Source organism: Streptomyces sp. NBC_00442, from assembly GCF_036014195.1.
In the GTDB taxonomy this organism is placed as follows: domain Bacteria; phylum Actinomycetota; class Actinomycetes; order Streptomycetales; family Streptomycetaceae; genus Streptomyces.
This window is the reverse complement of sequence record NZ_CP107918.1, coordinates 1,251,390-1,273,371: the sequence shown is the minus strand read 5'-3', so window position 1 is coordinate 1,273,371 and position 21,982 is coordinate 1,251,390. Positions and strand designations below refer to the sequence as shown.

General features: G+C 72.9%; 16 protein-coding genes. 6 read left to right on the top strand and 10 right to left on the bottom strand.

Annotated features, from left to right (window positions below; translation table 11 throughout):
* Window positions 1-14: 14 nt before the first annotated feature.
* Together OG432_RS05740 and OG432_RS05735 are read right to left on the bottom strand one after the other, a co-directional pair.
* The gene (locus tag OG432_RS05740; RefSeq protein WP_328308383.1) at window positions 15-1,307 is read right to left on the bottom strand and encodes a helix-turn-helix domain-containing protein; all 1,293 of its coding nucleotides are present in this window, start codon (window positions 1,305-1,307) and stop codon (window positions 15-17) included.
* 312 nt (window positions 1,308-1,619) lie between these two features.
* Complete coding sequence (locus OG432_RS05735; protein WP_328308382.1) at window positions 1,620-3,254, bottom strand: acyl-CoA dehydrogenase family protein; 1,635 nt, start codon at window positions 3,252-3,254, stop codon at window positions 1,620-1,622.
* Window positions 3,255-3,271: 17 nt separating this feature from the next.
* Here OG432_RS05735 and OG432_RS05730 point away from each other — a divergent pair, with 17 nt between their 5' ends.
* Window positions 3,272-4,510 carry a YihY/virulence factor BrkB family protein gene (locus OG432_RS05730; RefSeq protein ID WP_328308380.1) on the top strand — a complete coding sequence of 413 codons (1,239 nt, stop codon included), beginning with the start codon at window positions 3,272-3,274 and terminating at the stop codon, window positions 4,508-4,510.
* 50 nt (window positions 4,511-4,560) lie between these two features.
* On the top strand, window positions 4,561-5,283 hold the full coding sequence (locus OG432_RS05725; RefSeq protein WP_328308378.1) for an AraC family transcriptional regulator: 723 nt from the start codon (window positions 4,561-4,563) through the stop codon (window positions 5,281-5,283).
* On the opposite strand, the gene OG432_RS05720 is transcribed toward OG432_RS05725, so the two are convergent.
* The 5 genes from OG432_RS05720 to OG432_RS05700 all read right to left on the bottom strand — a co-directional run bounded on the left by OG432_RS05720 (window position 5,223) and on the right by OG432_RS05700 (window position 12,940).
* Entirely contained in the window at window positions 5,223-5,615 is a 393-nt protein-coding gene (locus OG432_RS05720) for a VOC family protein (RefSeq protein WP_328308376.1), read from the bottom strand. The genes OG432_RS05725 and OG432_RS05720 overlap by 61 nt on opposite strands.
* Before the next feature lie 161 nt (window positions 5,616-5,776).
* Window positions 5,777-6,181 carry an ArsR/SmtB family transcription factor gene (locus OG432_RS05715; RefSeq protein WP_328308374.1) on the bottom strand — a complete coding sequence of 135 codons (405 nt, stop codon included), beginning with the start codon at window positions 6,179-6,181 and terminating at the stop codon, window positions 5,777-5,779.
* An 87-nt stretch (window positions 6,182-6,268) separates the two neighbouring features.
* Window positions 6,269-7,729, bottom strand: coding sequence for an ABC transporter ATP-binding protein (locus tag OG432_RS05710; protein WP_328308372.1), 1,461 nt, complete (start codon window positions 7,727-7,729; stop codon window positions 6,269-6,271).
* A gap of 91 nt (window positions 7,730-7,820) precedes the next feature.
* Window positions 7,821-9,569 (bottom strand): ABC transporter permease, encoded by a 1,749-nt coding sequence (locus OG432_RS05705; RefSeq protein WP_328308370.1) that lies wholly within the window; start codon window positions 9,567-9,569, stop codon window positions 7,821-7,823.
* Window positions 9,570-10,039: 470 nt separating this feature from the next.
* Window positions 10,040-12,940, bottom strand: a complete 2,901-nt coding sequence (locus OG432_RS05700; RefSeq protein WP_328308369.1) for a toll/interleukin-1 receptor domain-containing protein — start codon at window positions 12,938-12,940, stop codon at window positions 10,040-10,042.
* Window positions 12,941-13,308: 368 nt separating this feature from the next.
* On the opposite strand from OG432_RS05700, the gene rsgA reads away from it, so the two are divergent.
* The 4 genes from rsgA to asnB all read left to right on the top strand — a co-directional run bounded on the left by rsgA (window position 13,309) and on the right by asnB (window position 19,795).
* A complete protein-coding gene (gene rsgA / locus OG432_RS05695; RefSeq protein WP_328315013.1) occupies window positions 13,309-14,445 on the top strand; it encodes a ribosome small subunit-dependent GTPase A in 1,137 nt (378 codons plus the stop codon).
* A 649-nt stretch (window positions 14,446-15,094) separates the two neighbouring features.
* Window positions 15,095-16,468 (top strand): bifunctional transcriptional activator/DNA repair enzyme AdaA, encoded by a 1,374-nt coding sequence (locus OG432_RS05690; RefSeq protein ID WP_328315012.1) that lies wholly within the window; start codon window positions 15,095-15,097, stop codon window positions 16,466-16,468.
* A 42-nt stretch (window positions 16,469-16,510) separates the two neighbouring features.
* On the top strand, window positions 16,511-17,611 hold the full coding sequence (locus OG432_RS05685; protein ID WP_328308367.1) for a calcium:proton antiporter: 1,101 nt from the start codon (window positions 16,511-16,513) through the stop codon (window positions 17,609-17,611).
* A gap of 342 nt (window positions 17,612-17,953) precedes the next feature.
* Window positions 17,954-19,795 (top strand): asparagine synthase (glutamine-hydrolyzing), encoded by a 1,842-nt coding sequence (gene asnB, locus OG432_RS05680; protein WP_328308365.1) that lies wholly within the window; start codon window positions 17,954-17,956, stop codon window positions 19,793-19,795.
* 7 nt (window positions 19,796-19,802) lie between these two features.
* On the opposite strand, the gene OG432_RS05675 is transcribed toward asnB, so the two are convergent.
* The 3 genes from OG432_RS05675 to OG432_RS05665 form a co-directional block, all read right to left on the bottom strand.
* On the bottom strand, window positions 19,803-20,186 hold the full coding sequence (locus tag OG432_RS05675) for a PPOX class F420-dependent oxidoreductase (RefSeq protein WP_328308363.1): 384 nt from the start codon (window positions 20,184-20,186) through the stop codon (window positions 19,803-19,805).
* A gap of 77 nt (window positions 20,187-20,263) precedes the next feature.
* Entirely contained in the window at window positions 20,264-20,746 is a 483-nt protein-coding gene (locus tag OG432_RS05670) for a DUF456 domain-containing protein (protein ID WP_328308361.1), read from the bottom strand.
* A gap of 68 nt (window positions 20,747-20,814) precedes the next feature.
* A complete protein-coding gene (locus OG432_RS05665) occupies window positions 20,815-21,795 on the bottom strand; it encodes a helix-turn-helix domain-containing protein (RefSeq protein ID WP_328315011.1) in 981 nt (326 codons plus the stop codon).
* Window positions 21,796-21,982 lie beyond the last annotated feature (187 nt).

Sequence of the window (21,982 nt, the reverse complement as noted above, 5' to 3'; positions counted from 1 at the left end):
GCGTACAACGCAGGTCAGGACTGCCGCTCCCGGGCCTGTCTGACGGCGGGCGACGAGGAGCGGGGCAGCAGGTCCGCGGCGCGCTCCGGCCGGACCACCTCCACCCGCACGTCCTCGCCGAAACGGTAGGGGCGATGGGCGAGCACCTCCGCGAGCCGGCGGCGCAGCCGCGACATCTCGGCCCGTACCGTCACCGTGCGCGTCGGGTCCTCGAAGATGTCCTGCGCGAGCTGCGCGGCGCTGCGCCCCTCCCGGTGCAGGGCGAGGACGAACAGGAGCTCGGCATGGCGTGGGCTGAGCCCCTGGGCCCAGCTGCCCGCGTCCCCCGACACCGTCACCGAGCAGTGCCGCGGCCTGCTGAGGTCGAGCACCACCCGCAGGGTCCGCGCGGCCGGCGCGCCGCGGGCCCCGTCGACGGCCTGGACGAGCCGGCCGCCCGGCAGCGGCTCGACGGTGCACATGCCGAGCGAGGGAAGCCACACGCGGCCCGTGGCCAACGGCGCCGGCAGCGCGAGCCGGTCCTTCGGCGGCATGCCGGTCACCGCGGCCACCCAGCCGTTGGCGTCGACGGCCAGCGCACGCCCGCCGACCCGGCAGAGCACCGGCGCGGCGACCGCGCGCAGGCGTTCCAGGGCGAGCAGATGCTGGGCGCGCAGCTCGGCCGCGGCCAGCCGGGTCACCGACGTCACGAAGGACAGCGTGGCCGGGTGCATGGTGGCGAGCGGTCCGCTGATGTCGACCACGCCGATCAGCCGCCCGTCGCGCGGATCGACGACGGGCGAGCCCGCACAGGTCCACGTGTGGTGGGCGGCGACGAAGTGCTCGGCCGAGAACACCTGCACCGGCCGCCCGGTGACGAGCGGCGTGCCCACCCCGTTGGTGCCGACGGCCGGCTCGCTCCAGTCGGCGCCCACCTCGAAGCCCAGGGTGTCGGCCAGCCTCAGCACCGAGGAGTGGCCCTCGCGCCACAACACCCTCCCCTCGGCGTCCGAGACGACCATGATGTGCTGCGCCGCGTCGGCGACCGACACCAAGGCGTCCCTGAGGACCGGCAGGACCTGCGTCAACGGCGAGTGGCGCCGGCGCCGTTCGACCTCGGCCGGCGGCAGCAGGCCCGGGTGGCTGTCGCCGTCGGGGTCGAGCCCGCTGCGCAGCGCCCGTCGCCAGGACTCGCCGATCTCCCTGCGCGGCACGACCGTCGAGCGCCGGCCGGCGAGGGCGGCCGCGCGCACGCGCTGCAGGAGCCGCGTCGCCTCCCGGGAGTCCATGGCGGCCAGCCGGGCCACATCGAGCGTGCTGGTCTCCACGCGAACCTCCTGCGGTCGGCTCCGACGCCCGCCCGGCAACCGGCGACCGGCGCCCGGACGTGCTCAACTCGTCCTGTCCGTGCGGTGGTTGACACCGCACGGCCTCCGCGCGCGGGCCCCGCTCGGGTTGCAACCCCGTGCAACTCTCGCGGGCCGCACACGGAGAGACGAAGGTGAGCATGCACCGGTTGTCCGGTCGTCATGCTTCATCCACGGAGGCATGAGAGCGAGGGGGTGGCGCCGTGTCGGCGCGGCACCACCCCCGACGGGCCGCCCGGGGCGCCGGCTCCCTACCGCGCCGCGGGCGGCTCCTCACGCCTCGGCGCGCGCCCGCTCCACCACCGACGCCAGGTCGAGCGAGTGGGGCAGTGTCCCGAAGGCCGCACCCCAGTCGCCGCCGAGCCGCGAGGCACAGAACGCGTCCGCGACCGCGGGCGGTGCCCAGCGCACGAGCAGCGACCCCTGGAGGACCAGCGCCATCCGCTCCACCAGGCGCCGCGCCCGCCCCTCGATGCCGTCCAGATCGGCGAGTTCGGTCAGCAGGTCCTTGATGGCCGCGTCCAGGCGGTGGTCGGCGCCGCGCGCCGTGCCGACCTCCTGGAGGAACGCGTTGATCGCCTGCGGCTCGCGCTGGAGCGCCCGCAGGACGTCGAGCGCCTGGACGTTGCCCGAACCCTCCCAGATCGAGTTGAGCGGCGCCTCGCGCAGCAGCCGCGGCATCCCCGACTCCTCCACGTACCCGTTGCCGCCCAGGCATTCCAGCGCCTCGCCCGCCACCGGCGTACACCGCTTGGTGACCCAGTACTTGGCGGCCGGCACCGCGAGCCGCAGGAACGCCCGCTCCTGCTCGGTGTCCGCGTCGTAGGCGGCCGCCAGGCGGAGCGCCAGCGTCGTGGCGGCCTCCGACTCCAGGGCCAGATCGGCCAGTACGTTGCGCATCAGCGGCTTGTCGACGAGCAGCCCGCCGAACGCGCTGCGGTACGAGGCGTGGTGCACGGCCTGCGTCACCGCCTGGCGCATGATCGCCGCCGAGCCGATCACACAGTCGAGCCGCGTCGCCGCCACCATCTCGATGATGGTGCGCACCCCGCGCCCCTCCTCGCCGACCCGGCGCGCCCACGTCCCGTCGAACTCGACCTCGCTGGACGCGTTCGACTTGTTGCCCAGCTTGTCCTTGAGCCGCTGGATCGCGAATGCGTTGCGGGTGCCGTCGGCGAGCACCCGCGGCACCAGGAAGCAGGTGAGGCCGCCCGGAGCCTGGGCCAGGACCAGGAACCCGTCGCTCATCGGCGCCGAGCAGAACCACTTGTGCCCGGTCAGCACGTACTCGCCGTCGGCGGAAAGCGGCGCAGCGGACGTGGTGTTCGCCCGTACGTCGCTGCCGCCCTGCTTCTCCGTCATGCCCATGCCGAAAAGCACGCCGGCCTTCTCGGCGGCGGGCCGCAGCCCCTGCTCGTACACGTGGGAGGTGAGCCGCGGCTCCCACTCGGCGGCGAGCGCCGGGTCGGTGCGCAGCGCCGGCACCGCCGCGTGCGTCATGGAGACCGGGCAGCCGTGCCCGCCCTCCGCCTGGGTCCACACCAGGAATCCGGCCGCGCGCCGCACGTGGCCGGCGGGGCGCCCCCAGGCGTCGGTGAGCCCCGACGTGACGGCCTTGCCGAGCAGGCGGTGCCAGCTCGGATGGAACTCGACCTCGTCGATCCGATTGCCGTACCGGTCGTGGGTGCGCAGCTTCGGCGGGTTCTCGTTGGCCAGCACCCCCCATTCCTGGGCCTGGGCCGATCCCGCGGTCCTTCCCAGACCGGCGAGCTCCTCTCGTACCTCGTCGACGAGCTCCGGCGCGGTGTGCCGCTCGACCGCCTCGCCAAGGGCCCGGTCGGCGGTGAAGACGTCGTACCCCACCAGGGGCGGAGCCTGGTTGGTCACTGTGTGGGTGGTGGCTGCCATGCCGATACGGTATGGACGTGCAGCCAGCAAATGAAACACCCGAGCGGACATCCGGCCGCCTCCATCGGGCCCGCGTCGTCTACCGCAACGTCTCGAAGCGGAAATTGGGCTGGCTGCTCCTCAAGGACACCGTCAACTCCTGCGTCGAGTACCGGATCCTGGGCCTGGCCGCCGAGGCCGCGTTCTTCACCCTGCTCTCGCTGCCCCCGCTGCTGCTCAGCGTCATCGCGCTGCTCGGCTACGTGGACGGCTGGACCAGTACCCACACCGTCGCCAGCATCGAACAGAACATCCTCAACGCGGCCGGAACCGTTCTCTCCGACCGCGGCGTCCACGAGTTCGCGCAGCCGCTCCTCGAGGACGTCACCAAGGGCAAGCGCCCCGACATCGTCTCCATCGGCTTCGCGATCGCCCTGTGGTCGGGCTCGCGGGCCGTCAACGTCTTCATCGACACCATCACCGTGATGTACGGGCTCGACGGGCAGCGCGGCATCGTGAAGACCCGGCTGCTCTCCCTGCTGCTCTACATCGTGGCGCTGCTCATCGGCGCGGTCGTGCTGCCGCTCGCGGTGGTGGGTCCCGACCGGGTCGTGGAGTGGGTCCCGTGGGGCACGGACGTGATCAGCTTCCTGTACTGGCCCACGATGATCCTGCTCTCCATCGCCTTCCTCACCACGCTCTTCCACGTCTCGGTGCCGGTGCGCTCGCCCTGGATCGAGGACGTGCCGGGCGCCCTGGTGGCCCTCGCGATGTGGGTGCTCGGCTCGTTCCTGCTGCGGATCTACCTGACCAGTACGGTCGAGGGCCCCACCATCTACGGCTCGCTCGCGGCGCCCATCGCGGTGCTGCTCTGGATCGGCATCTCGGCGTTCGCGGTCCTGGTCGGCGCGGCCGTCAACGCGGCCATCGACCGGGTCTGGCCGTCGGTGGCCACGGCCGCGGCCCGCGCCGCGGGCGAACGGGCCCGTGCCGCCCAGGCCGCCGAGCTGGTGGCCCGCGCCCACTACTTCGAGCCGACGCTCTTCGACGACGGCGACGAGGACGGCGAGGAGGACGCGGACGAGGGCAACGATCCGGGCATGCCGTCCGAGTTCCCCGAACGCTGGTCGAAGTTCCTGCCCCCCGAGGACGTCAAGTCCCGGCTGCACACGGTGAAGAAGCACGAGGACAAGCCGGCGGAGAAGGGCCCCGAGAAGGAGCCCGAGAAGGGGCCTCGCGACCACGAGAAGTCCCCGCGCCGCCACCACCACGACTGACGGGCCGGCACCACCGGCGGGCGCGGGACCACCCGGACTACCCTCGAAGCATGTACCGAGAGCGGCCCTCACGGCTGGCCGGAGCGGTCGTGTGGACCCGGACCATGGGCGACGACGACGCGCGGCCCGTGCTCCCCGACGGCTGCATGGACCTGCTCTGGTGCGAAGGACGCCTCCTGGTGGCGGGCCCCGACACCCGCGCCCACGTGCCCGGTGCGGCCCCGGGCACGCGCTACGCCGGGATCCGGTTCGCGCCCGGCGCCGGGCCCGCCGTCCTCGGCGTGCCCGCACACGAGGTGCGTGACAGCAGGGTGGCGCTCGACGGGATCTGGTCCGGCGCCGAGGTGCGGCTGCTCGCCGAACGGATCGGGGAGGCGGCGGCCCCGGCGGCGGCCCTCGAAGCCGTGGCCCTGGCCAGGGAGCCCGCGCCCGACCCGCTGATCCGGGCCGTCGCCGACCGCATCGAGGCCGGATGGAGCGTGGCCGCCACGGCCGCGGACGCGGGCCTCGGCGTCCGCCGGCTGCACCGGCGCTGTCTGGACGCGTTCGGCTACGGGCCCAAGACGCTGGCCCGCATCCTGCGCCTCCAGCGCGCCCTCGACCTGGTACGGCGCGGCGTGCCGTACGCCGAGGCCGCGCTCGCCGCGGGCTGCGCCGATCAGGCCCACCTGGCACGCGAGATGCGGGCGCTGGCCGGGATGACCCTGACCGACTACGCCGAGGCGGCGAACAGGGACACCTCGGTGCCGTCCGGGTCGTGGACGATCGCGTAACGCTGGCCCCAGAACGCGTCCCAGGGCTTGAGATGCCCGTGGTGTCCCGCCGCGGTCAGCGCCTCGTACGCCGCGTCCACCTCGGCGGGCGTCGCGCAGGCGAAGGCGAGGCCCGCGCGGCCCGTGCCCTCGGGGCGCGTCCAGGCGGGGTCGAAGGAGCGGACGGTGTCCTCGGTGTCCCACAGGATCCGGGTGCCGCCAGGGAGCGTGCACTCCACATGCGGCTGGGTGTCGGCGTCGGCGGGGAGGTCGAGGCCGAGACGGCGGTAGAAGGCGAGGGATGCGGCCATGTCGGCCACCACAAGGCCGAAGGCGTCGAGTCGTGGAGTCATGACGCCACCGTAGGCAGGGCGGGACGGGTCCGTCTTGAACGAAACGGACGCCCCGCGGGGTGCGTCAGGGGTTGTTCGGCGTGGGTGTTCGTCCGCGCGCCGGGCGTGGTTGCTCGCGCGGTTCCCCGCGCCCCTTCGGGGCGGAGTCCCCGCGCCCCTTGTCATTCGGTCGCCGGGCGCGGGGCCCTTGTCCTGCGGGGTGCTCGTACTGGCGCGGGGGTTTCGGCCAGGGAGGAGGAGGCCCGTTCGTCGGGCTCGGGGGAGACGGCGAGCGCCACGACCGATGCCTCCTCCAGCAGGGCGCGCACCCCCGGTCCGGCCGCCCGGTAGAAGATCCGCGTACCGTCCCGGCGCGAGGTGACGAGCCCCGCCGCACGCAGCTTGGCCAAGTGCTGGGAGGTGGCGGCGACATGAGCGCCGAGGAGCTCGGCGAGCGCGCTGACCGGCAGTTCGGCCCCGCTCAGCGCCCACAGAAGCCGGTACCGCGACGGATCCGCCACCGCCTTCAGCACCCCGACCGCCCGCTCGGCCCGCTCGGCGTCCCAGCTCTCCACTTGCGCTCCCATGCAAATAGCGTAACGGCACGAGGGCACCCGAAGGGGCGCGGGGAACTGCGCGAGCGACCACCTCCGGCCGGGAGGCGGACGGCCACCTCACGCGTCCGGGGGCGCATCGCCCGCGCCCTCGTCCAGCGCGTACTCCTCCCGCTCCGCGTCGTACCCGTACAGCTCCCCGTACCGGCCCCAGTCCGTCGCGGTCTCCAGTTGCCGCGCCACCTGTTCGCTCGTGTAGTGGTGGGCCAGAACGTCGCGGAAAAAGCCCGCACGCAGGGCGCCGTCGGGGCTCTGGCGGAGGCTGGTCGTGATCAGGTGGATCAGCGGGGCGTCCGGCGCGGCGTCCGCGAAGATCTCCTTCGAGCGGCGCACGTCCGCGCCGGCGAACGTCGCGCCCCGGTCGGTCAGCACCAGGTCGTCCCCGCCGACGGCCGCGAAGCCGAGCAGCTCAAGGGCGTCCACCAGCGGCAGCACGTCGTCGATCTCCAGGCCGAGATCGTCGGCCAGGTCGGCCAGGTCGCAGCCGCCACCGCGGTGGGCGACCATCTCGGCGAGCCCCGACAGTCCGTCCACGCTCGCACCGGGAAGCGGCGTGTTCGCGGGGGTGCGCCGGTCCGCGTCGACGCCCTCGACACCGACGCCCCCGGCCCCCGCGGGGTGACCGGCGGCGGACGGCGCCCGCGCCGCCCGGACGGCGTGCACGGCGGGCGGCGACGTCTCCTTCGTGCGGCCCGTCATCGTGCGGTACACACGGTCGATGAGCTCGTCGAAGGCGGCCGCCTCGCGGTCGCGCGGCCGGTCGAGCCCCACCTCGAACGTCTCGCGGATCGTGCCGTACGGCCGCGATCCGAGCACGACGATCCGGTCGGCCATCAGGACGGCCTCCTCGATGTTGTGGGTGACCAGGACGATCGCCCGGGTCGGGAACTGCCCCGACTCCCACAGCTCCATCAGCTCGCCGCGCAGGTTCTCCGCGGTCAGCACGTCGAGCGCGGAGAACGGCTCGTCCATCATCAGGACGTCCGGCTCGACGACCAGCGCCCGCGCGAAGCCGACGCGCTGACGCATGCCGCCGGACAGCTCCTTGGGGTAGGCCGACTCGAAGCCGTCGAGACCGATCAGGTCGATGGCCTGGCGTGCCGCGTCGGCCCGCGCGTCGGCGGCCACGCCCCGTGCCTCGAGGCCGAGTTCGACGTTCTGGAGCACGGTCAGCCAGGGCAGCAGCGCGAAGGTCTGGAACACCATGGCGGTGCCCGGGTTGGCGCCGGTCAGCGGGGAGCCTCGGTAGGAGACCGTGCCGGAGCTCGGCGGCACGAGCCCGGCCAGGCAGCGCAGCAGCGTCGACTTGCCCGACCCCGACTTGCCGAGCAGCGCGACGACTTCGCCGGCCCGTACCTGGAGGTCGATGCCGCCGAGCACGGGCAGCTCGCCGTCGGCACCGGCGTACGCCTTGGTGAGGCCCACCGTTTCGAGCAGGATCTCGCCGTCGACGGGGCGGGGCGCCCTCGGGGCGGTGGTGCGCCGCGCGCCGCGCAGGGTGCGAAGGGTGTTCAGAACCATGAGGAGCTCCAGACGCAAGAGAAGTGACGTGTAGTCAAAAAAGGAGTGAGCGGCGGCAGTTGCTGCGGTCGCGTTGCCGTAATCGGCACCGTCAGAGGACGAAGCGGGTGTCGGCGAGTCGGTACAGGCGGCGCCACAGCAGGCGGTTGAGAGCGACGACGTACAGGCTCATCACCGCCACGCCCGCGAGCAGGTGCGGGAAATCGCCGGATGCCGTGGCCTGCGCGATGTAGGCGCCGAGGCCGGTGGCCGTCAGGGTGGTGCCGCCGAAGGTGACGACCTCCGCGACGATCGAGGCGTTCCAGGCGCCGCCCGACGCGGTGATGCCGCCGGTGACGTACGCCGGGAAGACGCCGGGCAGGATCAGCCGCTTCCAGCGCTGCCAGCCCCGTACGCCCAAGTCGTCCATGGCCTCGCGCAGATCGCTGGGGATCGACATGGCGCCCGCGATGGTGTTGAAGAGGATGTACCACTGGGCGCCGAGCGCCATCAGGAGGATGCCGCCGATGTTGATCGACAGGCCGGTCTTCAGGAAGAACCAGACGGCCAGCGGGAAGAGGAAGTTGGCGGGGAAGCTCGCGAGGACCTGTACGACGGGCTGGGCGATCCGGGTCAGCCGCGGCGAGAAGCCGATCCTCACGCCGACCGGCACCCAGATGACGGTGGCCGCGGCCACCAGGACCACCACCCGGGCGAGCGTGGCGAGCCCGAGGAGCAGTGGTTCGCCGAAGACGCCGAGGCCCGTCTCGTCGTGGAGGTAGCGGCCCAGGTCGAACAGGCCCCACAGGATGAGGGCGCCCGCGACGACGGCGAACACGATGTCGCCGGTGCGCCGCCTGGCCGGGTCGACGGCGAGCGGCCGGTCGTCGGTGCCGAAGATCCGGCCCACGCGGCTCAGCGTCCGCCCCACCGGGCGGAACAGCTTGCCCAGCAGCCGAGGCCAGTGGGAGCGGCGCAGGAAGCCGAGCACCACCGAACGCTGGACCTCGCTCGCCTCCGACTGTTCGTTCTTGAACTTCTCGGCCCACGCGGTCAGCGGCCGCCAGAAGAGGAAGTTCACCCCGATGACCATGACGGCCATGGTGAGGATGGCCCAGCCGACCTTGCCGAGGTCGCCGTCGGCGATGGCGGCGCCCGCGTACGAACCGACGCCGGGCAGCGCGTAGTCCTTGTTGTTGACGCTGATCGCCTCGGAGGCCACGAGGAAGAACCAGCCTCCGCCGAAGCTCATCATGCCGTTCCAGACGAGCCCGATCATTCCCGACGGAAGCTCGACCTGCCAGAACCGCATCCAGCGTGTGAAGCCGAACGACCTTGACAGTTCGTCGAGTTCGCGGGGGAGCGAGGTCAGGGAGTGGTAGAAGCCGAACGTCATGTTCCAGGCCTGCGAGGTGAAGATCGCGAAGATCGAGGCGCACTCCAGGCCGAGGAGGGAGCCCGGGAACAGGGCGACGAACCCGCTGACGGCGACCGTCAGGAAGCCGAGCACCGGCACCGACTGGAGGATGTCGAGCGCCGGGATCAGGACGCGTTCGAGGCGCCTGCTCTTCGCGGCGGCCAGGGCGTAGACGAACGTGAAGACGATCGAAGCGGCCAGCGCGATGAACATGCGCAGCAGCGAACGCGCCGCATCGTAGGGCAGCTGGGAGGGATCGGTGTCGACCTTGATCGACTGATCGGTGGAGAAGCGGACCGTGGTCCCGTGCCCCACGTGGAGCACGACGTAGAAGAGTACGAGCACGGCCGCCGCGATCACCGCGTCGACCCAGCTCAGGCGGGCAGGGCGCCCGGCGGAACGGGAGGCGGGCCGCGGTGCGGGGCGGCTCGTCCGGAACGACATCACAGGAAACCTCCGACCACGCTGTGGGGCACGGGAGCCCCGGAGGGCGCGCGACGGCGCACCCCGGCGGGGCGCGGGCCCGGCGTGGTGAGAAAGGGAAAGCGGAAGCAAGGGGGGGAGGGCCGCCGGCCCTGGAGAACCCCGTGAAGAACCGCTCGCCGTACGCCCGGACCCCGGAGCGGGGCGGGGCGGGGCGGGGTGCTGGGAGTCAGGCGCGGTCGGCGGGGCAGCGCGTACTGGGAGGATCGGCGTCCATGACTGCCCCCTTCCGTGAAGTCGGTGGATATCCGTGAATATGGGTGGATACCGGCGATGCGGCTTTTGGTGCCGCATGCAGTCTGCCGCTTATTGCGCTGATGTGCAAATAAGGGCTGCGAGCGCCGCGGTCCGGGGTCCGGGACGGCCTGCCGTGGCGTCCCAACCGGCCGTGCGTCAGAGGAAGTTGACGGAAGGCGGGAGCGCGGGCGGCCTCAATCCCGGGGGCGGGGCGGCAGGTGCGGAACGGTGCCGATCGGGGTGCCCGTCTCGTACGGCTGGTCGGTGAGGTAGCGGACCAGCCTCTCGGCGCCCTCGGCGGTCAGCGGCGCGACCTCGTAGTACGTGGTGGTGCGTCCGCCGAGATAGTCCGGCAGGTCGTCGAGGGAGCACCCGGGAAGGACGACCCTCAGGATGCGCCGGTACCAGTCGTCGGGGCGGTCGTAGATCTCGCCGCGGATGAGACGGGCCTCCCAGATGACGCCCGCGCCGGTGCCGGGTGCCTCGGTGCCCTCGGCGCGGCGCTTGTAGGCCGGCGAGGCGATGACCAGGACGAAGTCCGCCGCCCTGTACTGCTCGTGCGTCCACAGCGCCCAGTCCTGGGGGGCCTCGCCGGCCGGCAGGTCGAGGCGTGCGTCGATGCCGAGGGATCGAAGGAGCCGCCACAGCGCACGCACCCGGTCGATGTGGGCCCCGCCGTCGTCCTCGTGGGCGTACGAGATGAAGACGCGCGGCGCGGTGCACAGCCCGAACACGGAAAGCACCAGGGCGGGCGTGATCCGCTCCCCGGGCCGCACCCGTGGCTCGGGGAGCCCCGCGGGGCGGGCCCGGTCCAGGACCGCCGCCAACTCGTCGCGGCTGAGCCGGCCCAGCACCTCCGCCGCCCGCTGCTCCCGCGCCGCACGGGTCGCCCTGTCGTCGGGTGCGGAACCGGGGAACGCCGCGAGGACGTCGGCGGCCCGGGGCGCGGGCAGCACCGAGGCCAGTACCCGTCCGAAGCGGACGTCCGGATCCCAGTGCTCACCCTCCCGCTGCGCCCGCTCGTGCCCCGCAAGCGCCCGGCGGGTGGCCTCCCGTGTCTGTTCGTAGGTCGCGTGCAGCATCTCCTCGGCCTGGGACGCGGTGGGTACGGGGCCGAGCCGCAGGGCGCCGGCCACCGTGGAGGCGCCGGTCAGGGGGATGACGAGCGGGTCGTCGACGTGCGGATGGACCACCCCGCGGACCGCCTCGTCGTACTGCCGCAGGGCCGAGTCGAGGCGGGCCGCCGTCTCCAGGTCCTTCGCCAGATGGGCGATCCCCGCCTCCCGGGAGACCTGGTCCCGGCCGTTGCGCTCGACCTCCGCCCGGAACGTCGCGCGCACGCTCTCCAGGGTGTCGCCGATGTGCCGGCCGAGCGTGGCCCGGTCCACCGGCCGGGTCGCCGTCCGGTGCGCGTCCTCGGCCAGCGCCCGCACGACGGCGTCCCGCCGGGCCAGGACACGAGCCAGGCGCTCCTTCGCGTCCGCGGCGAACTGCTCGGGATCATCGGTGATGTCGCGCAGGGCGGCGGCCGGACGGGGGCGCGAGGCGAGGTACTTCCGCAGCGCGTCGTCGTCGTGAGGGCCCTCGGTGAACAGGCACTCGCACAGCAGTACTGCGGGACGCGGCCGCAACAGCCATGCGGGAGCGCCGCGTTGGGCGCCGCGCACGCTCTCGGTCAGGTGGTGACGCAGGTTCGCGGAGGCGTTCGTCCAGGCGGGTGCCGTGGGGGAGACGCCGTAGTGGGCGGCCAGGGCGGCGAGCGCGCGGCCCGCGGTGTCCTCGGCGTCGGCCTCCAGCGGGCACGCTCCGAGGGCGGACCAGAAAGCGGCGTGGTCGGGGTGCGGGGAAGCGGCGTGGCCGGGGTGCGGGGCGGGGTCGGTCCGGGCCCCCCGGCCCGCCTCCGCGTGCCCGGAATCGCCGTGATCCGACAGGAGTTGAGCCAGCACCTGCCACTTGGCCGTGGGTGGGGAATGCCGCCGCCACCAGCGGAACAATTCCTCCTCGGGGGTGGCCGGCCACGGCCCGGCGACCAGGGCGGCGGTCTCCTTGGCCAGCTGCCGGGTGCTCCCGCCCAGGCCGGGGTGCTCCTTGCGGGCCAGCGCCGTCAGGACGTGCGAGAGCCGGGCCGGGTCGTCGGTCTCCCGGAGCCTTTCGGCGATCCGGGTCAGCCGGGCCGCCTGCTCCTCGCGCACGCACAGCTCGCGGACCCGGCCCCGCAGATCCCGCACCTCGTCGCCGAACCGCGTCGAGATGCGATGGCTTCGCGTCAACGACTCCAGCTCTTCCGCCGCCGCGTCCGGATCCGCCCGTGCGATGCGGGCCGACTCCGACAGGAGGCTCAACTGGGCCCAGTCGTCGCGGCGTTGGACCGGCCAGTGCCTGATGCGGGCCAGGGAGGCGCCGGCCCGCGACGACAGCTGGTGGATGCGCTGCTCGACGGACGACCAGTGCGCCAGGAGCTCGCGGTTGATCTCGTAGTACGCGTCGACCCAGCCGCGCACCCGGTCGTAGACCTCGGAGGCGGACAGATCCTCGAACGGCAGCACGTGGTAGTGGGGAGCGCCGAGGTCGGTGAACATCAGCAGACAGGGCACATGGCGCCCGATCCCCAGCTTCGCGGCGAACTCGGCCGCCGCGTCGGTGCCCGGGACCGCTCCCTCGAAGAAGCGCTCCGCGTCGTGGAGGTGCGCATGGATCTGTCCCGAGCCGGTGAAGGGCGCGAGCGCCTCCGGGCGCAGCTCCCGCCAGCCTTCCCCCTCCCAGTCGAGCGGATGGTGGCGCCCGGACATGCGGCCCAACGTCGTCCGCAGCAGGTCGAGGAAGGACCGCGAGGAGCGTCCGCCGTAGGCGCGCTCCCACTCGAAGCGCTGCGTCTCCCTCTCGGAAAGGTCCGAGAAGAAGGCGAAGCGCACCCGGTGTGCCGTCTTCACGCTGAGGTCCACCCCGTGGCGCAGCAGGAACTCCCGGGTCGTCGGGCCGCCGTCGCCGATGAGCAGGATGGTCCAGCCGAAGCCGTCGCCCAGGGAGCGGTTCCACTCGTCCAGCCGAAAGGCGTAGCGGCGCATCTGCTCCGCCGAACGCACCTGAAATCCCATGATGGCACTGTAAGTTGACGCTTTTGTCCGCGGTGCGGTGTTGCGCGAGAACGCCCCGCACGGGCGAGACGTGAGGTAGGCGGGACGCGCCGCGCACCGTCGACAATTCCCTGGCGCCGCGGGCCGGCGGCCCCTAGAGTCGGGACTGTTCGAGCGGGACGACACCACGTCGTCGCCGGTGTTGAGACATGTACGGGGAGGTGTGACCGATGGCTGTCGTTGCGAAGGGCGCTGCCCGCATCCCGAAGCTCATCCCTCATATCCCCGTGGTCTCCGGCTGACCGACCGTATCGTCCTCCACGCCCGTGTGCGTGGCGCCGGGACCGCCCTTCGAAGGGTTCCCCTTGTCTTCCTCGTTCTCCACCGCGTTGAACAACTCTGCCTGCGACACCGCCGTTTCCTGCACGACGTCGCTCAACACCTCCGCCCCCTCGCGTCCGCTCGCCGCCTACGGCTGGGACGACGACTGGGCCGCGGAGTTCGCCCCGTACGCCGCGCAGGGCCTGGTGCCCGGCCGCGTCGTACGCGTCGACCGCGGCCTGTGCGACGTGGTGACCGCTTCCGGCACGCTGCGTGCCGACACCGCGTTCGTCACCCCGCACGACCCGATGCGGGTCATCTGCACGGGCGACTGGGCCGCCGTCGAGCCGGGCGGCGACCCCCTGTTCGTCCGTACGTATCTGCCGCGCCGCACCGCCTTCGTGCGCAGCACCTCCTCCAACCGCTCCGAGGCGCAGATCCTCGCGGCCAACGTCGACCACGCGATCATCGCGGTGTCGCTGGCCGTGGAGCTCGACCTCGGCCGCATCGAGCGCTTCCTGGCCCTCGCCTGGGAGTCGGGTGCGCAGCCCGTGGTCGTCCTCACCAAGTGCGACCTGGTCCCCGACCCGGTCGGGCTCTCCTACCTCGTCCAGGACGTCGAGACCACCGCGCCCGGCGTGCGGGTCGTTCCCGTCAGCGCGAGGACCGGTGAGGGCGTCGAGGTCCTCCGCGCGGTCGTCGCGGGCGGCACCAGTGTGCTGCTCGGGCAGTCAGGTGCGGGCAAGTCCACGCTCGCCAACGCGCTGCTCGGCGAGGAGGTGATGGCGGTCCAGGCGGCCCGCGAGGTCGACGGCAAGGGCCGCCACACCACGACCACGCGCAACCTCCTCGTGCTGCCCGGCGGCGGCACGCTCATCGACACCCCGGGGCTGCGGGGCGTCGGCCTGTACGACGCGGAGAGCGGCGTCGGCCAGGTGTTCTCCGAGATCGAGGAACTGGCCGCCGGCTGCCGCTTCCACGACTGCGCGCACCACGCGGAGCCGGGGTGCGCGGTGCGTGCCGCGATCGAGGACGGCTCGCTGCCCGAGCGGCGCCTGGACAGCTACCGCAAGCTGCTGCGCGAGAACCAGCGCATCGTGGCGAAGACGGACGCGCGGATGCGGGCGGAGATTCGGCGCGACTGGAAGGCGAAGGGGGCGGAGGGGCGGGCCCGGGGGGAGGCGAAGCGGGGGCGCATGCGCTGAGCCGTAGCAGTTGGCCGAGCCGAGCGGGGCGCCCCCGCCCCCGCCCGGCTGGGCACGCCCTGAGCCCGGTTCGCTTTCGTCTGCGGGCCGGTGGGGGCCGCTCGCGCAGTTCCCCGCGCCCCTTGAACGGCCGGTTTTCGGGTGCGGACCGTGCCCGCTTCTCGCGCAGTTCCCCGCGCCCCTTGAACGGCCGGTTTTCGGGTGCGGACCGTGCCCGCCTCTCGCGCAGTTCCCCGCGCCCCTAACCCCGTTTTCGTGTGCGGACCGTGCTCGCTTCTCGCGCAGTTCCCCGCGCCCCTGTAGGGCACCCGGGCGCCGACGGCTCGCGCCCACCGCGGCGGAGCCGCGCAGTGTCACAGCCCCGCGCCCCTTAGCTGCTCGGTGCCGGGCGGCATGGGCATCCTCAGCCCGTCATGGGGGTCCCCCCTGGCCCTTAAGGCCTTGGGGGAGATTGAGGACGAGCGCCCCTAAGGCGCGATACGGGGTCTGGGGCGGAGCCCCAGGGAGCCGCACTCCTCAAGTAGCCGCACGGGCGGGAGGGTGGGAAAACGGGCGAACGGGGTCCGGGGCGGAGCCCCGGGTGGGGGATACCTGGGTGTCTGAAATCCGCCAGCAACCCCGCAGGGGACCCCGCACAATGGACACCGTGATGGACGCAGAAGCCCAGTACGAGGCCGTCAGCAGCAGGGACGCCCGTTTCGACGGCGAGTTCTTCTTCGCCGTGGCGACGACCGGCATCTACTGCCGTCCGAGCTGCCCCGCGGTCACCCCCCGCCGCAAGAACGTCCGGTTCTTCCCCAGCGCCGCCGCCGCCCAGGGCAACGGATTCCGCGCATGCCGCCGCTGCCGCCCGGACGCCGTGCCCGGCTCCGCGGCGTGGAACGCCCGAGCCGACGTCGTGGGCCGTGCCATGCGCATGATCGGTGACGGCGTGGTGGACCGCGAGGGCGTGCCCGGACTCGCCACGCGGCTCGGCTACAGCACCCGCCAGGTGCAGCGCCAGCTCACCGCCGAGGTGGGCGCGGGCCCCGTCGCCCTCGCCCGAGCCCAGCGCGCCCACACGGCCCGCGTCCTGCTCCAGACGACCTCGCTGCCCGTCACCGAGATCGCCTTCGCCGCCGGATTCGCCAGCGTGCGCCAGTTCAACGACACGATCCGGCAGATCTACGCCCGTACCCCCAGCGCCCTGCGCGAAGAGGCCGGTACCCGCGCCGTCAGGCCGGGCGTCGCCACCGCCGCCGGGGTCCCGCTGCGGCTCGCCTACCGGGGCGCGTACGCGGTGAAGGAGACCTTCGACCTGCTGGCCGCCGAAGCCGTCGAGCATGTCGAGGCGGTCACGGGCGGGCCGGGCTCGCGCATCTACCGCCGTACGCTGCGGCTGCCCCACGGCACCGCCGTCGTGGCCGTCGACGAGGCGGCCCCCGCGCACACCGCGGTCCGCCAGGGCTGGCTCGAGGCCCGGATCCACCTCACGGACCTGCGCGACCTCACCACCGCCGTGCAGCGCCTGCGGCGCCTGTTCGACCTGGACGCCGACCCGTACGCCGTGGACGAGCGGCTCGGTGCCGACCCGCTGCTCGCGCCGCTCGTCGCGCGGACCCCGGGCCTTCGCTCGCCGGGCGCCGCGGACCCCGACGAGTGCGCGGTGCGGGCCCTGGCCGGCCGGGACCGCGCGGCCGCCCTCGTCGAGACGTACGGCAAACGGCTCGACGTGCCCTGCGGCACGCTCACCCACCTGTTCCCCGAGCCCGCCGCGCTCGCCGCCCACCCCGATCAGCGCATCGCCGCCCTCGCCACCGCCCTGGCCGACACAGCGCTGCGCCTGGACGCCGGCGCCGACCGCGAGGAGGCTGTACGGGTACTGCGTACGCTGCCCGGCATGGACGACGAGACCGTCGCGGTGATCCGGACCCGGGCGCTCGGCGACCCGGACGTGGGGGCGGCGACGGGGGAGGACGCCTGGCGGCCGTGGCGCTCCTACGCCCGGCGCCACATGGCGGTCGCGGCGGCAGGGGAGCAGTAGTCCGACGGGCGGGTACCGGCCACTTCTGAGAACGTCGGAGGCATGATCCGTCTCGCGCGCCTGCCCCTGGACCGCTGGTCGGCGGTGATGCCGCTGCTCGCCGTCGTGCTGCTCGCGCTCACCTGGGGGCGCTCGCTGCCCGCCGGGCTCGTGGCGCTGGTCGCCTGCTTCCTGGCCGGCGCGGTGCTCGCCGCGGTGCACCACGCCGAGGTGGTCGCCCACCGGGTGGGCGAACCGTTCGGATCCCTGGTGCTCGCCGTCGCGGTGACGGTCATCGAGGTCGCGCTGATCGTCACCCTGATGTCGGACGGCGGCGACAAGAGCGCGTCCCTGGCCCGCGACACCGTCTTCGCCGCCGTGATGATCACCTGCAACGGCATCGTCGGGGTGTGCCTCCTGGTGGGAGCGCTGCGCCGCAGGGTCACCGTCTTCAACGCCGAGGGCACCGTCACCGCGTTCGCCACGGTCACCACGCTCGCGGGGCTCAGCCTGGCCCTGCCGACCTTCACCACCAGCAAGCCGGGCCCCGAGTTCTCGCCGGCACAGCTGATCTTCGCCGCGATCGCCTCGGTCTTCCTGTACGGACTCTTCGTCGCGACCCAGACCGTGCGCCACCGGGACTACTTCCTGCCGGTGACCCAGCAGGGCGAGGTGATGCGGGACGACGCCCATGCCAACCCGCCCTCCGCGCGCACCGCCTGGATCAGCGTCGCCCTGCTCGGGGTGGCGCTCGTCGCGGTCGTGGGCCTGGCCAAGGGCGTGTCGCCCACCATCGAGCGGGGTGTGGCGGCGGCCGGGCTGCCCGCCTCGGTGGTGGGCGTGGTCATCGCGCTGCTGGTGCTGCTGCCCGAGACGATCGCCGCGGTGCGTGCGGCGCGGCGCGACCGTGTCCAGACCAGCCTCAATCTGGCGCTCGGCTCGGCCATGGCCAGTATCGGCCTGACCATTCCGGCCGTCGCGCTCGCCACGATCTGGCTCTCCGGGCCGTTGGTGCTCGGGCTCGGCGCGAGCCACATGGTGCTGCTCGCGTTGACCGTCGCGGTCGGGATTCTGACGGTTGTGCCGGGGCGGGCCACGCTGATGCAGGGCGGGGTGCACCTTTCGCTGTTCGCCGCGTACATCGTCCTGGCAGTCAGCCCCTGACCCCCTGGGGCTCCGCCCCGGGCCCCGTTCGCGCCTCAAGGGCGCTCGTACGCAATCTCCCCAAGGCCTCACGGGCCAGGGGGGACCCGCATGACAGGCTGAGGTTGCCTCCTGCCGAGCCCCACAAGGGGCGCGGGGAACTGCGCGGAAAGGGGCTCGGCACACACCCCGACCCGCGCGTCCCAGCCGTCGACCCACCCCATTCAAGCCACCCCCACCATCGCCCCGTTGACGGACCCCCCTGTCGAGTCACACGATCGAAACGTAGGTAGTTGCTCAATACATCCGCTTGGGCCGGCGGCACGTCCCCCCTCCGGCCGGAGCGGCGAGGCAGGAGGCACCATGTGTGGCATCACCGGCTGGATCTCCTTCGACCGTGAACTGCGCGCCGAGCGGGACACCCTGGACGCGATGACCGAGACGATGGACTGCCGCGGTCCCGACGACCGCGGGATCTGGGCCGCCGGGCCGGCCGCCCTCGGCCACCGCAGGCTCGCGATCATCGACCTTCCGGGCGGGCGCCAGCCCATGACCGTCGAAGCAGGCGGCCGCAGCGTCGCCCTCGTCTACTCCGGCGAGGCCTACAACTTCACCGAGCTCAAGTCCGAACTCGCCGCCCGCGGGCACCGGTTCACCACCGACTCCGACACCGAGGTCGTCCTGCACGGCTACCTCGAATGGGGCGAGGCCGTCGCCGAACGCCTCAACGGCATGTACGCGTTCGCGATCTGGGACGAGCGCGTCCAGCGCCTCGTCATGATCCGCGACCGGATGGGCATCAAGCCCTTCTACTACTACGAGACGCCCGACGGCGTCCTCTTCGGCTCCGAGCCCAAGGCGATCCTCGCCAACCCGTTGGCCCGGCGCTCCGTCTCGCTCGACGGGCTGCGCGAGCTGTTCACCTTCGTCAAGACCCCCGGTCACGCCGTGTGGGACGGCATGAAGGAGGTCGAGCCCGGCACCGTCGTCACCGTCGACCGCGGCGGACTGCGCACCCACACCTACTGGTCCTTGGAGACCCGCCCGCACGAGGACGACCGCGCCACCAGCATCGCCCACGTCCGCGACCTGCTCGACGACATCGTCCGGCGTCAGCTCGTCGCCGACGTGCCGCGCTGCATGCTGCTCTCCGGCGGCCTCGACTCCTCGGCGCTCACCGCCATCGCCGCCCGCCAGCTCGGCGAGGTGGACCAGCAGGTACGCAGCTTCGCGGTGGACTTCGTCGGCCAGACGGAGAACTTCGTCGCCGACGAACTCCGCGCCACCCCCGACACGCCCTACGTCCACGACGTGGCCCGCACCTCCGGCACCCTCCACCAGGACATCGTCCTGGACGCCCAGGCGCTCGCCGACCCCGCGGTGCGCGCCAAGGTCATCCGCGCCCGCGACATCCCCATGGGCTTCGGCGACATGGACGCCTCCCTCTACCTGCTGTTCAAGGCGATACGCGAGCACTCCACGGTCGCGCTGTCCGGCGAGTCCGCCGACGAGGTCTTCGGCGGCTACAAGCAGTTCTTCGACGAGGACGCGCGGGCCGCCGACACCTTCCCCTGGCTCGTCAAGTTCGCCGAGCAGTTCGGCGACGACTCGGGCCTGCTGCGCCCCGACCTGACCGCCGCGCTGAACGTCCCCGCCTACGTCAAGGACTCCTACGACACCGCCGTCGCCGGCATCCAACGCCTCGACGGCGAGAGCGACTTCGAGTACCGGATGCGCAAGATCTGCCACCTCCACCTGACCCGCTTCGTGCGCGTCCTGCTCGACCGCAAGGACCGCGCGAGCATGGCCGTCGGGCTCGAAGTGCGCGTGCCGTTCTGCGACCACCGCCTCGTCGAGTACGTCTACAACGCGCCCTGGTCGGTGAAGTCCTTCGACGGCCGCGAGAAGAGCCTGCTGCGCGAGGCGGCCAGGGACGTCATCCCGCAGTCGGTGTACGACCGGGTCAAGAGCCCCTACCCCTCCACGCAGGACCCGAAGTACGCCACCGCACTCCAGGCCCACGCCAAGGACCTGCTGGCCCAGCCCTCCCACCCGGTCTTCGACCTCATCGACCGGGACGGCCTGCGCCGTGCCGCCGAGGTGAGCGCCCCGCAGATCCACCAGGCCTCGCGCCGCGGCCTTGAGCGCTCCCTGGACCTCGCGATCTGGCTCGACCTGTACAAGCCGGAGGTGAAGCTGTCGTAGCCGCCGCCTAGCTGGGGCCGGGCTCCTCGTCCAGGCCCCAGCTGTGGATCTTGTCCGGGTGGATGCGGATGAGCTCCTCACTGAAGTGCGGCCCCAACGCATGCGGCCCGGTGAGGAGTTCGGCCGTGCCGCGGATCTCGACCCCGCGCACCTTCCACGGGCGTACGCTCACCACGTCGTCGATCACCAGGGCGGCCTTCGGGTTGCCCTGGAGGTTGCGCCACTTCTTCGTCGTGCCCAGTGCGTAGCCGCCGATGAGGATCGTCCCGTCGTCCTGCGGGAAGAAACCGACGGGGTTCGCCTGCGGCTGGCCCTTGCCGTCCACGGTGGCGAGCCGGCCAAGGCGCTGGCTCTTGAGATAGGTGCGCTCGGCCTCGCTGAATTCGGTCATGGGATCACCCTCACACGCCCGCCGCCGCCCCGTCATCGGCACGCGGGCCCAGGACTTCGGTCGTACGCCGTGCCCGGTCACCCCCACACGACCGCGCCGATCCAGGCACCCGTCACCAGGAGGCAGGCGAAGAGCTCGGCCATCACCGAGTAGCCGCCCGCGCGCAGGATCGTACGGGCCGAGGCCCAGCCGCTCGCGTGGCTGCCCAGGCGCACCCGTTCCGCGCCGTAGAGCCCGCCGAGGAACCCGGCGATCCCGCCCACCACCGGCAGCACGAAGAACCCCGCGACGGACGCCGCGCCCGCGGTCAGCACCGACCGCTTGGACACCCCGGCCGCCTTGAAGCGGCGCGGCGGCAGGAACGGCCTGAGTGCCTGGTTCAGGAGGAGGACGCCGGTGGCCCCCGCGAGGACGGCCCAGGCGAGGCCGCTCGCGTCGTCGAGCGCCCACCACGCCAGGGCGGCCCACACGATCGCCTGCCCCGGAATACCGGGCACCAGCACGCCGCACAGGCCCATGAGGATCACCGCCCCGACCGCGAGGAGCTGCCACACACCCATCTGCCAAGGGTGCAGGAAGCGGCCCGTTCCCGCAGTTCCGGGCGATCGCGGCGCCGCGGGCGCGAGGGTCAGCGGGCCACCCAGCCCCGCTCGTAGGCGTGCCAGCCCAACTGGAGCCGGGTCGTCACTCCGGTGAGCTCCATCAGGCCCTTGACCCGGCGCTGCACGGTCCGCAGGCCGAGATCCAGCTGCTTGGCGGCGCTGGCGTCCGTCATCCCGGCGAGCAGCAGCGACAGGATCTCCAGGTCGGTCGCGTCGGGGCCGGCCCCGTCCTCGACGACGTCGCGGCCGCCGGCGCCCAGCCGCAGCGGCAGCGCGTCCCGCCACACCGCCTCGAACAGGCCCATCAGCGATTCGAGCAGCCCGCTCGCGTGCACCACGAGCGCCGCCGGCTCGGCGCCGCGGCCGGTCAGCGGCACCATCGCGAGGGTGCGGTCCGCGACGACGAGCTTGGTCGGCACTCGCTCCACCGTGCGCACCTGCTCGTCGCGGCCGAGCGCCGCGGTCAGCTCGACGATCCCGGCGGGCAGCGTGAGCACCTCACGCTCGACCACCACCCGGTAGGCGACCCCGCGGATCGAGGCCCGCTCCTCGGACTCGTTGTCCATGCCGGTCACCGCGACCGGGCGGCCCGTCACCAGCGCGCACACCTCGTCGGCCGCGCCCAGCTGCAACTGGTGGAAGCGGTGGGCGACCGCGCTCGCGCCGGTCACCACCTCGACGAGGTCGTGCACGGCCGGCTCGGCCGCCTCGGCCCTGTACTCCGTGGCGAGCAGCGCCGCCGCCAGCTCCGCCTGCTCCAGCTCGTGGCGCTGCTGGGTGAGCAGCGCGCCGAGCGCGACCCCCGGCGGGGCCGCCACCCACCGCCCGGTGCGGGCGGAGGACTGTGCGGCAAGGCCGTGCCGCTCCAGGCGGCGCAGCGCGCGCTCGGTCTCGCTCTCCGGCAGCGCGAGCCGGTGCGCCAGGTCACTCACCTCGGCCGCGCCCACCGCGACCAGGGCGCGGTACGCCGACTCCTGCGTCTCGTCGAGACCTATCGCTCCCAGCACCACGGACCGCCTCCCTCAAAGCCTGTGTCCAGGCCCTCACCTGCGCGATGGCGGGAAACCGCCCCGGCACAAACCCGCCGCACAACATCATCGCCGTATCCGTCGCCGCTCTGCCAATGTCGAGCCACCGCAGCACCAACAGCCTCCGGGCGCAGGGCATTTGTGCTCTTCGGGCACGGTGTCTTTT